Consider the following 11,600-nt stretch of genomic DNA (forward strand, 5'->3'; position numbering starts at 1 on the left):
GCGCATGGCTCTGCCGGGAAACCGGTTCCCACTTTTCCGAGCCATGCGCTGATGGCTGAGCGTCGCTTCGACGGCTTCGTTCCCGGTCGCTACCAGCTCGACGCCTTCGGCGCTGGCGGCTTCCGCTTCGCGGATATGAGCCATCGCGGCTCGATCCTGGCGACGCCGTCCGGTATCCGGATTTGGCCGGTCACGTCCTTTGCGCAGGTGACGCTGGCGAGCCTGCAGCCGGTCCTCGACGAAGCCGAGACGATCGACTTCCTGATCCTCGGCATCGGCCACGATATCGCCTTCCTGCCGCCTGCACTGCGCGATTCCTTCAAGGCGGCCGGCATCACCGTCGAGGCGATGGCGACGCCCGCTGCTGCGCGCACCTACAATGTCCTCGTCGGCGAGGAGCGGCGCGTTGCCGCAGCGCTGATCGCGATCGACTGATTGGCGATCAAATCCAACCAGCCATGTCGCTCCCGCGTAGCCAAGGCCGCTGCCTGAGCCTAGACTGCCGCCGCTTCGACCCGCGTGACGGCGGGAGCGGGGAGGGCGCATGACCACGAGAACCGAGGACCGTGCCGGCACTGCGCCGGCCCCGCTCTCCCAGGCCTATGGCCATTGCCTGGCGCTGGTGCGCGACCACGATCCCGACCGCTATATCGCCTCGCTCTACGCGCCGGAGGCGCTGCGGCCTGGCCTGTTCGCGCTCTATGCCTTCAGCCACGAGATCGCCCGCGTGCGCGAGCAGGTCAGCGAGCCGCTGCCGGGCGAGGTTCGTCTGCAATGGTGGCGCGACATGCTCGAGGCCGGCCCCGATGCGCCTGTGTCGGGCCACCCGGTAGCGCAGGCGCTGCTCGACACCATCAGGCGCTTCCGCCTGCCGATCGCTCCGCTCTCGGGCCTGATCGAGGCGCGCGTCTTCGATCTCTATGATGACCCGATGCCCGCGCTTTCGGATCTCGAAGGCTATGCCGGCGAGACCTCGAGTGCGCTGATCCGGCTTGCCTGCCTGGTGCTGGGCCAGGGCCGCGATCCCGGCGGCGCGACGGCCGCCGGCCATGCCGGTGTCGCCTATGCGCTCTGCGGGCTGATGCGGGCCTTCCCCTGGCATGCGGCGCGCGGACAGGTCTATCTCCCGGCCGACCTGCTCGGCCGCAACGGCGTTACCCGCGAGGACATCGTGCGCGGCCGCGGCGGGCCTGGCCTGACCTATTCGCTGAAGGAGATGCGGGCGCTGGCACGCATCCATCTGCGCAAGCTCAACGATCTCGGCGCCACGGTGCCGGCGGCGATCAGGCCGGCCTTCCTGCCCGTCGCCTTGGTCGAGCCCTATCTCAAGCAGATGGAGCGGCGCAGCTACGATCCCTACCGCACCATCATCGGCCTCTCGCCGCTCAAGCGGCAATGGACACTGTGGCGCGCGGCGCGGGCGTAGGGGCTGAAGCGCGTCATGCTCGGGCTTGACCCGAGCATCTCTGGCAGGAGAAGGCTCGTCTCATCACCTTCTCGTCCTGAGATTCTCGGGTCTGCGCTTCGCTCCGCCCGAGAATGACGGCTGCTACGCCGCCTCCGTCTTCGCCCCACCAACCCAGCCGTCCATCTCGACCTTCGCCCGCGCCGTCAGCGCCTGCTTGCGGGCGACGCTTTTGGCCGGGCCCTTCAGGCGCTTGCCGTCCGGACCCGTGGTCGCGACGCCCTCGATATGCGGGAACAGGCCGAAATTGATGTTCATCGGCTGGAAGGAGCGCGGGCCCTCGTCGATGGTGACGATGTGGCCGCCGGTGATGTGGTTGACCAGCGCGCCCAGCGCGGTCGTTGCCGGTGGCAGTTCAAGCGGCTTACCGAGCCGCTCGGCCGCAGCGAGACGCCCGGTCAGGAGGCCGATCGCGGCGCTCTCGACATAGCCCTCGCAGCCGGTGATCTGCCCGGCGAAGCGCAGGCGCGGATCGGCCTTCAACTGCAATTGCGGATCGAGCAGCTCCGGCGAGTTCAGATAGGTGTTGCGGTGGATGCCGCCGAGCCGGGCGAACTCGGCATTCTCCAGCCCGGGGATCATGCGGAAGATCGCAGCCTGCTCGCCGTATTTCAGCTTGGTCTGGAAGCCCGTCATGTTGAAGAGGGTGCCCAGCGCATTGTCCTGGCGCAGCTGCACGACGGCATAGGCCTTCACTGTCGGATTGTGCTTGTTGGTCAGCCCGACCGGCTTCATCGGCCCCCAGCGCAAGGTCTCGCGTCCGCGCTCGGCCATCACCTCGATCGGCAGGCAGCCGTCGAAATAGGGCGTGCCCTCCCACTCCTTGAACTCGGTCTTCTCCGCCGCGAGCAGCGCGTCGATGAAGGCCTCGTACTGGTCGCGGTCTAGTGGGCAGTTGATGTAGTCGGCGCCGGTGCCGCCCGGCCCCGGCTTGTCATAGCGCGACTGGAACCAGGCGATGTCCATGTCGACCGAATCGAAATGGACGATGGGTGCGATCGCGTCGAAGAAGGCGAGCTCCCCCGTGCCGGTGAGCGAACGGATGCCTTCGGCGAGCGCCGGCGACGTCAGGGGGCCGGTCGCGACGATGACCTTGTCCCACTCTGCCGGAGGCAGGCCGGCGATCTCGCCGCGCTCGATCGTGACATTGGGATGGGCTTCCAGTGCGGCAGTGACAGCTTGCGAGAAGCCGTCGCGGTCGACCGCGAGCGCCCCGCCGGCCGGAACCTGATGCGCATCGCCCTTCGCCATGATCAGCGAGCCGAGCCGGCGCATCTCCCAATGCAGTTGGCCGACGGCGTTGGAGGTCGAATCGTCCGAGCGGAACGAGTTGGAGCAGACCAGCTCGGCGAGGCCCTCGGTCTTGTGCGCGTCGGTGCCGCGCTCGGGGCGCATCTCGTGCAGGACGACGGGAACGCCGGCTTCGGCGATCTGCCAGGTGGCTTCCGAACCGGCGAGGCCGCCGCCGACGACGTGGATGGGTGCGATTGTCATGGCCGCGATGTGTCCGCGGCGGCGCGGAAGGTCAAGGGCGTTGGAACGAATCAAGCCCTAGAAACGCAAAATGCCCGCTCGGAAGCGGGCATTCGCTCTTCGACCAGACCCCGAGGGGAGGAACGCGGGGCCTAGGAGAAACTACTCGTCAAACCCAAGAAGGTCTGAAATCAGGCCGCGTGGGTGCGGGCGACGTACTGGATGTCCGAGCGCGACAGGCCGAGGTCGTCGAGCTCACGGTCGGTGAGGCGGGACAGCTCGCGGACGGTCTCGCGGTAGCGAAGATAGGCGCGGATCTTGGAAGCGATCATGGACAGGAACATGGTGATAACCTTTTGGTTTTGCGGGGCTTAGGCCCCGACAGCGATGAATTCGTTGTGCACTGCATATAGAGCGATCAGTGTGCCTCTCACAGGGGCGCGGCGTCAGCTCTGTTATGCTTTTAATGCATGACGAATTAAGGGATCGTTTGGAAACGGCGTCAGACCCGCGCAGGGCGCTTAACGATTTTGTCAGAACAATGAAAGTTTAGCCTAATTTTTAGGCTCTCACCGGCAATGGGGCGCGCTGCCTCGGAGTATGATGTGAATCTGCGCAAAATCGATGCAATTCGCTATGCGGTTTGCACTGCAACATTGGTTGTCGGGCCGGAAAGCCATGTAAGGCTCTGTTCACCATCGAGGGATTCGCGGAGAATTCCGCCGGTCCGGGCCGGCGGATGTCATGCGCCTGCATGAGATCGCTGGCATGATTCGATGATTCCAGCCGAGGCGGGGCAGGGCATGCAGGGCGCGGGCTATTGCGAGCGGCTGAGCGATGCCTTCTGGGCCGAGCCACTCAACGCGATCAGCAATGGCGCCTTCCTGTTTGCGGCGCTGGCGGCATTTCTCCTCTTGCGGCGACAACAAGGGCGCCGCCGTGACTGGCCGGCCGTGGCACTGACGGTACTGGTCGGGATCATCGGAGTCGGCTCCTTCCTGTTCCACACCATGCCGCAGCGCTGGACCCTGCTGGCCGATGTCGTGCCGATCCAGCTCTTCGCGCTCTGCTATTTCGGCCTGGCGCTCAACCGGTTCCTCTGCCTGTCGCCGCTCGCGGCGGGAATCGGGGCGCTGCTCTTCCTCGCTGCCTGCTTCGGCCTGGCCTCTAGCCTCGCGCCGCTATTGCCCGCCGGCATGCGCGGCTCGGCCGGTTATGCCGGCTTCCTGATCGGCCTGTTCGGCGTGGCGCTGGCGGCGAAAGCGCGTGGTGATTCCGCTACTGGCGGACGCATCGCGATTGCCGGCTTCGTCTTCGCGCTGTCCCTGGCCTTCCGCTCGTTCGATTCCGTGCTGTGCGATACAGTCCCGTTCGGCCTGCACTGGGGCTGGCATCTGCTCAACGGACTGCTGCTCTATCTGCTGCTGCGGGCGGCGATCCGCCATGCGTCGGCGATGGCTTGACCCGCCGCCGGCGCGCCCGGAAGCTTCCTCCATAAGAAGGAGAGGGGAAGCGCACATGCCGGATCTGACCAGGGAATTCGATCTCGCCGAGCTGAAGGGTCGGCTCTATTCGGCCGTGCTCTCCGATGTGCTTGACGGGCTCGGCCATCCCAACCAGGCGGTGAAGCCCTTCGTGCGTCCGCTCGACGAGGCCAGCGTGCTCTGCGGCTTCGCCCGCACCGGGCTCTACATGAAGCGCTACCATTTCCCGCAGGGGCACAACCCCTATGCGCTGGAGATGGACCTGATCGACAGCCTGAAAGCCGGCGAGATCCTGGTGCTTGCCTGCGACGGGCCGACCGACCGGATCGCGCCCTGGGGCGAATTGCTGACCACCGCCTCGAAGGTGAGAGGCGCTGCCGGCTGCCTCACCGACGGGCTGGTGCGCGACGTCCGCCGCATCCGCGAGCTCGGCTTCCCGGTCTTCCATGGCGGCATCGGTCCGCTCGACACCAAGGGCCGGGCCGAGATGATGGCCGCCGACGAGCCGGTCGAGGTCGGCGGCGCCCGCGTCGCGCCGGGCGATTTCGTCTTCGGCGACGTCGATGGGGTCGTCATCGTCCCCCAAGCGATCGCGTCCGAAGTGATCCGGCTGGCGCTGGCCAAGATCGAGGCCGAGGATTCGACGAGAGAGGAACTGCTCGCCGGCAACAGCCTGCGCTCGGTCTTCGAGCGCCACGGGGTCTTGTGACCCACTCCGTCATGCTCGGGCTTGGCCCGAGCATCTCAGGCCGGAGGAGGCTCCGGCCATCGCCGTCTCGTCCAGAGATTCTCGGGTCTGCGCTGCGCTCCGCCCGAGAATGACGCTTTATATCAGCCACACCGCTCCAGCAGCCGCGACGCCGCGGTCACGCCGTCGAGCGAGAAGGTGTAGCTGGTCTCGTTGCCGCGGGCCGAGCGCGCCGCCAGCACCATCTCGTCGCCCGCCTTCATCGCCGCGAGCAGCTCGCCTTCGCGCTCCAGCCGCTGCAGCCAGGCATTGCTGCCCGAGGTCAGCATGCGGAACGTCTCGTCGCCGATCGTCACGGTGACGGTCGAATCCTTGGCGAAATCATATCCGGTCTGGAAGCTCGACTCGGTGCGGGCCTGCGCGCTCGGCGCGGTCTGCACGAAGAAGAACACGTCGCCATGACGCAAGGTATCAGGTTTCTCGACATTGGGTGAGGAGACGATATAGCAACGCTTGCCATTGTCGCCGGCATAGGCGGCTGCGTTCCACTGTTTGAACTGGCCGAGTGGCTGGGCAGGGGCGGCGAAAACCGAGGTCGTTGCCGCGAGAAGGCTGAGTGCCGCGAGAGGGGCCAGTCTGATCATCGGGTTATCTCCTGTTTGTATCGCAGGGATGTCCAAGAGCGGTTTAACAAGGCGTAAACAAGACCCTCACAATGCCGTGCGACGCAAGGGCGCGGGTACGTCCCTCGCCTTCGCACGCTGCTCCGGCGCCGCCTTGCCGGCACCAATGTGTTCGGCCAGTGTGGCGCTGCCGCGCCGGCATGGAGCGGCCCGCGCTCATTGTCGCAGCCGGGGGGCGAGCCGTGGATGACAAGGGCAGCGATCTCGACCGGACGCTGGAATACCGCATCACGACCAGCGTCGCCCGGCTGTTTCCGACCGGCCTGCTGCTGATCTTCATCGGGCTCGCGCTCCTCGTCCTGGCCGATGCCAACGACAAGCCTGTGTCACCCGGCCACTATCTCTTCATCGCTTTGGCCGTGACACTGGGCCTCGGCGTCATCGCGGTGGCGCTGCGGTCGCGCTACAGGCCTGGCAAGCCGGTCTTCACGCTCTCGCCGGCCGGCATCCATCACCGCTGGGTCAGGCAGGTCCTGATCCCCTGGCACGAGGTGCAGGCTGTCGAGAGGGGTGATATCGTCACCCGGTTGTTCAATCCCGTCTGGCTGTTCTCCAGCGGCTCGACGCTGATGTATCGGCATTCGCTCCATTCCGACGTGACCGTGATTGTGGTCTCCCGGCGGTTCTACGACGCCATGCTCCATGTAAAATCGTTCTGGCTGCGCGGCCCCGGCTGGAACGGCAATTTCATTCCCCATGGCGACACCGTGCAGGTTGCGCTCCATCACGAGCTCGTCGCGGCTGATCGCCAGCAGCTGCGCCAGGCGGTGACGCGCCGGTGGCTCGCCTTCCGCGACCGGCCGGCGGGGAAGGCGATCAGGATCGTCCCCGGCGGTTCTCTTCGCCGTCCCGCGGAGGTCGTGGCCATGGGCGACGATCCACGGACGATCTCGCTCTTCCAGCGGCTCCAGATCGCCGTCCTGCTGGCCGGCATCGCCGCTGCCGGGGCCAATCTCGCCGGGCTCTGGCAGTTGGACGGGCAGGGTGAAGCGAGGCTGGCCCGTGCCAAGACCCTCGAAGACCGCCGCGAGCGGGAGGACGCGCAGAAGCGGGCGCTGGAGGAGGAGACCCGGCGCGCCGAGGAGGACAGGAGGCGGCAGGAGGAGAACGAGGCGGTCCTGCGCCGGGCCTTCGGCCGCTGATGCGAGGCTTCCCGCGCCGTTCCTTCACCCACGCGCCAAACCCCGCCCGCAGGCCTGGCTGCGGGCGCTTCAGAGTACGGGGCTGGCGGAGCGCCGCGAGGCGCGTCGAGTAGCATCCGCTTCCGTTGAGCCAGGAAGCGGCGCGGATGAAGCCTCATCCGCACGCCCCGTGGCGCTCCGCCTTCGGCGATTTTCAAGCTCCGGGCCGCGCTTCTGCGAAGCCGGCTGCTGGCCTTGCCGCGATGCCTTTGGAAGCCAGGTCCCCTCTTCGGGTCGTCGCTCCCTCAGCGCAATCGCGATGGCCGCTGCAGCCGCTTCATCTAGCGAGCTCCTCGCACAGGGGTCGTATTGCCCCCAGGGCGGTGCCCCGAAGCCTCCCGGGAGCGGGGCGTAACCCCCGCCCGCAGGCGCCGACCCTCACCCAGCCTCTGGCATACCTCCGGACGGCCGCCCCGTATGGGTGATGGGCGAGGGGATTGTACGGGAGGTTTTGGCAGCGGGGATAAAGTCGCGGCCTATCCCGCAAGGCACTGGAGCCGCGAATTCGCTCTCCGCTTTAACCCGTCAACCAGTGCTCTCGCACACTGGACGGAGAACAGGAATTCGGCAATTGTTTATAGGTTTTATTCTCAACGGCTTGTGACATTTCACATTTGGGGGCTACCTATGCTCTTTGATGCCGATCCCGATTACATCGCAACACTGGACAGTGTAACGCTCGTAAAGTTGATGAAGCGCCTTATGCTATCCGAAAGTCGTCTTGCCGGGGCCCCGCTCAGAGGAGCCCACGCCCCTCTCCAGATTACAGTCGCCGACGGCGGCGAGGACGGCAGGGTTGAGTGGACCGACGGGCAGCCGTCCACAGACTACTTTCCCGCCAGATTCACGATCTTTCAGTCCAAGGCTCAGAACCTAACCGACATTCGCGTTAAGGACGAGGTGCTCAAACGAACATCCAAGGGAATGCCCGCTCGCCTAAGCACCGCCATATCTGAGGTCATCTCTCGACGAGGCGGCTACGTGATCTTCTGTCGTGAGCGCATGACCGGAGAAAAGCGCAAGGCGCGCGTCAAAGCAATAAAAGCGGCCATTCTTTCTGGTGGAGGTAATCCGCGGGCAGCCACAATCGACGTCTACGATGCGAACGTTATTTCTGATTGGGTCAATGGCCATCCAAGCGTAGCACTGTGGCTTGCTTCTCTACGGTCCGGACGAAACCTAGCAGGGTTTCAAACGCATGAATCTTGGGGCCGCTCCCCCGACATTGCACCGCCTTGGCAGCCAAGCGACGAACCAAGGTTCACGCCAATCAATCGGCCAGTCCCATCGGAAATACGCAGCGATCCAGATCGAAATTCTTGGACATTTGCCCAAGCGTCGGACGAAGTTCGCGCCTTCCTTGAAAGGGATGACGGCGGGATCGTAAGGATCTTCGGTCCATCCGGTTTTGGGAAGTCCCGCTTCGTTTACGAGGTTTTCGCAGGTAGCCATGACTTGGACAAATTGGTCGGAGCAGCCTCGCTCATCTACTGCGACGCCTCGATTTCCGGCGATGAGGTTGCAAAGGTCGCGATTGAAGCGGCCGACGCTCAGATGCCGATGACGCTGGTAGTCGATGAGTGCGCCGATAACATTCACGCCAAGCTTGCGAACATTGCCAAGCGAGTGGGGTCTCGGGCTCGTTTGATCACGATCGATATTGAGACAAAGATCCGTCAAGCCGCAAATACCTTGACCATCGGCGTTGAGAAGTCCGACGACAAACTCATTAAAGAAATCGCGCATGGTGTTGCGCCCTCCCTATCCGAGTCCGCGCAGACCTTTATTGCTGAGTTTGCAGAGGGGTTTCCGCGCATGGCTGTCCTGGCCGCTCAGCAAGAAGGCGACGGGCGACAATCCCTTGCTTCTGTCGAGCAAGTTCTTGATCGCATACTTTGGGGCAACAAGCCCAAGGTGCCTGAGGCGCAACGCGCTCTAGAGACTGCCGCGCTCGTAGACTGGCTTGGAATTGAGGGGCGCGTAGAAGAACAAGCTCGGTTCTTGGCTGCTGAATTTGCATCGATCCCGATAAATCTCTTCGTTGAGCACCTTCTATCCTTCCTGCCGCGCGGTATCATCACGCGCAGGGGCGATTTCCTGCAGGTAGGTCCCGTTCCGCTAGCAGCGCGTCTAGGGATGGCGCGCCTCTCCGTCATGACATCCGACCAGTTGCTTCAGTTCTTCGAGAAGGCGCCAGACGAAATCCGTTCCAGTTTCCTTAGCCGCTTGCGGTGGCTGGATACCTCGCCCACAGCCGTGGTCTTCGCGGAACGGCTGCTTCAAGTTGACATGCTCGGCAATTTCGATGTGCTCAACTCTGAAAGCGGCTCAAAGGCGCTCGATAGGTTAGTGCATGTTGCGCCGGGTCTTGTCAGTCAGACAATCGATCGCGTCTTCGGCTCGCTTTCGACAGATGAGCTGAAGGCGGCCAGCGGTGCCCGGCGCAATCTCGTGTGGACGCTCGAAAAGTTAGTGTTCGGGAATGCGACCTTTGATCGGTCAGCTAGGCTCCTCAAAAAACTCGCGACTGCCGAGATTGAGAACTACGCAAACAGTGCAACAGGTATCTTTCAGCAGCTGTTTCAGTTGTACCTCAGCGGCACCGAAGTCGCCCCATCCAGACGGGTCGCCATTCTCGATGAGGGGCTCGCGTCAACAAACCAAGACGAACGCAAGCTCTGCGTGGATGCCCTGGGACAGATGCTCGATACCAGCCATTTTAGCAGGGGCGGCGGCGCAGAGCGCATCGGAAGCGGAGAGGCGCGCGAGGATTGGCAACCCAAGACCTATGGTGATATCTGGGACTTTCATCGCGCTGCAATCAGCCGCCTTGTCTCGCTTGCCGTTAGTGACGACCCACATGCGGTGTTGGCCAAGCGGCATCTCGGATCGCATTTGCGCAGCCTGCTAAGCGGCCTCCCGCTGGCTGACGTCAGAGCAATGATCACCGAAGTGACTGAGAAGACCGGCTTCTGGCCTGATGCTCAGGAAGGTATCTCAGGCTGGCTCTACTTTGATCGCTCAAAGGGAACTCCCGAAAACATCGCATCTGAAATTCGGACGATGTATGACGATTTCCTTCCGACAGACACCGTCGACCTTGCAGTACTCTACACTCGGGGGTGGCCCACCGATCTCCATGATCCTGATACGCGATACGAGCGCGAAACAAAGGCTGCCGCAAAGCACGATTATGAATACAGTGGCCGCAAGGCTTCGTCGGTAGCTCGAAGCATTGCGAAGGACAAGAAGCTCTGCGCGCGCGCAGTTGAGCGTCTTGCTTGCTCAGAAGGTCACAACACATTCCCTTTCGCAAAGGCTCTCATGGGAGCCGTTCCGGAGCCCCAATCCTTGGTGAAACAAGCCCTTCAATTTGCAGAAGGCTGCGCGGACACCATCAACCGCGGCTTTTTCGGCGGCCTCATGGCCGGCGCCGAGGAGCGCGATCCCAAGCTCGCGAAATCTCTTCTTCAGCAAACCCTGAAGTCTCAAAAGCTTAGGCCCGAAGCCATCACACTCCTCAGATCCCGCGCGCTTCGGGCGGATGATATTGATATTGTGATTTCGCTGCTGAAGGGTGGTGATATTGAACCCTGGCAATGCCAGAACCTGGGTCTCTTCCACGCAGAAGAAGCGATCTTCATACCATTAGTCAGAGAGCTTGAAGCTTACGGCAGCGACGGCCTTTGGACAGCGCTAGACATAATCGACATGTACCTGTTTGGCGGGCACAAGCCCTCACGCGAACTGATCACGCTGGCAAAACGCTTGCTTCTTCGACCAGAGATTGTCGCCAGCGGCCAACGGCACACCATGGACAGCCATCGCCTCGAAAGCGTTGTCGCACGCCTTGTGACGCTCGGCGCTGTTGGAAAGGGATATGCCAGCAAGCTAGCTAAGCAGCTTATAGGGATTTGTCGGCAGGATACCAATAGCAGCGTATTTTTTGCGCTTGATGACCCTGTCCGAAAGATTCTGGGACAGCTCATGTCGCTGCACCCCGATCAAATTTGGAACGAGATCGCGAAGGTCCTCACAAGCCGATCTCGATATGCGCGGCATCGCGCGGAAATGCTCCTGGAAGCGAGGGGCTTTCGCGACGATCATCTCGCGCGCGGTCTTGCGTTCCACATCCCGGCCGAGCAGTTTCTTACGTGGGTTCGTATCCAGCCCTCGGACCGAGCTGCCATTGCGGTCAAGTGGCTCCCTATCGCGGAGCGTAACCAAGATGGAAGCCTCTTCTGGCATCCTGAACTTGTCGCATATGTGGACGAGTTCGGCGATCAACCTAACGTCCTCTCTGCCCTAGCTGGGAGACTTCATCCAAACGGCTGGTCTGGGGGACTCGCGCCGTACCTTGAGCCGAATGTCGCTCTGGTCGAGTCTTGGCTTAACCATCGGAGCTCCCGAGTACGGGCTTGGGTAGCTGACTACTTGATTTGGCTTCGCACCACGATCCGCAACGAAAAGAAGAGAAGCGAAGAGGATGTCGTACGCTACGGCTAGCGCTTCTGCGGCGGCTACGTCTTGCGACTCCGCCCCCGGATTCGGTTGCAGAACTGACCGCCGGCCCAAGCGACCGAGGGCCGAGTTGGATTGATTCCTATACCGACGCGCTGGAGGCGT

9 protein-coding genes are annotated in these 11,600 nt (G+C 63.1%); 6 read left to right on the forward strand and 3 right to left on the reverse strand.

Annotated features, from left to right (window positions below):
* The first annotated feature begins 51 nt into the window (after positions 1 to 51).
* Positions 52 to 435 carry an Mth938-like domain-containing protein gene (locus tag VGV58_RS26485; protein ID WP_326877049.1) on the forward strand — a complete coding sequence of 128 codons (384 nt, stop codon included), beginning with the start codon at positions 52 to 54 and terminating at the stop codon, positions 433 to 435.
* A gap of 109 nt (positions 436 to 544) precedes the next feature.
* Positions 545 to 1,426 carry a phytoene/squalene synthase family protein gene (locus VGV58_RS26490; RefSeq protein WP_326877050.1) on the forward strand — a complete coding sequence of 294 codons (882 nt, stop codon included), beginning with the start codon at positions 545 to 547 and terminating at the stop codon, positions 1,424 to 1,426.
* A gap of 123 nt (positions 1,427 to 1,549) precedes the next feature.
* Here VGV58_RS26490 and trmFO read toward each other — a convergent pair whose 3' ends face one another.
* Positions 1,550 to 2,959 carry a methylenetetrahydrofolate--tRNA-(uracil(54)-C(5))-methyltransferase (FADH(2)-oxidizing) TrmFO gene (gene trmFO, locus VGV58_RS26495; protein ID WP_326877051.1) on the reverse strand — a complete coding sequence of 470 codons (1,410 nt, stop codon included), beginning with the start codon at positions 2,957 to 2,959 and terminating at the stop codon, positions 1,550 to 1,552.
* Between the two features lie 170 nt (positions 2,960 to 3,129).
* On the reverse strand, positions 3,130 to 3,282 hold the full coding sequence (locus VGV58_RS26500; RefSeq protein ID WP_152014280.1) for a DUF1127 domain-containing protein: 153 nt from the start codon (positions 3,280 to 3,282) through the stop codon (positions 3,130 to 3,132).
* Between the two features lie 432 nt (positions 3,283 to 3,714).
* On the opposite strand from VGV58_RS26500, the gene VGV58_RS26505 reads away from it, so the two are divergent.
* Complete coding sequence (locus tag VGV58_RS26505; protein ID WP_326877052.1) at positions 3,715 to 4,401, forward strand: ceramidase domain-containing protein; 687 nt, start codon at positions 3,715 to 3,717, stop codon at positions 4,399 to 4,401.
* Between the two features lie 55 nt (positions 4,402 to 4,456).
* Entirely contained in the window at positions 4,457 to 5,131 is a 675-nt protein-coding gene (locus VGV58_RS26510; RefSeq protein WP_326877053.1) for an RraA family protein, read from the forward strand.
* Between the two features lie 122 nt (positions 5,132 to 5,253).
* On the opposite strand, the gene VGV58_RS26515 is transcribed toward VGV58_RS26510, so the two are convergent.
* On the reverse strand, positions 5,254 to 5,754 hold the full coding sequence (locus VGV58_RS26515) for an invasion associated locus B family protein (protein ID WP_326877054.1): 501 nt from the start codon (positions 5,752 to 5,754) through the stop codon (positions 5,254 to 5,256).
* 221 nt (positions 5,755 to 5,975) lie between these two features.
* Here VGV58_RS26515 and VGV58_RS26520 point away from each other — a divergent pair, with 221 nt between their 5' ends.
* Positions 5,976 to 6,935, forward strand: a complete 960-nt coding sequence (locus VGV58_RS26520) for a hypothetical protein (RefSeq protein ID WP_326877055.1) — start codon at positions 5,976 to 5,978, stop codon at positions 6,933 to 6,935.
* Between the two features lie 666 nt (positions 6,936 to 7,601).
* Entirely contained in the window at positions 7,602 to 11,480 is a 3,879-nt protein-coding gene (locus VGV58_RS26525) for a hypothetical protein (protein WP_326877056.1), read from the forward strand.
* Positions 11,481 to 11,600 lie beyond the last annotated feature (120 nt).

The organism is Allobosea sp., assembly GCF_035944895.1.
Taxonomy (GTDB): domain Bacteria; phylum Pseudomonadota; class Alphaproteobacteria; order Rhizobiales; family Beijerinckiaceae; genus Allobosea.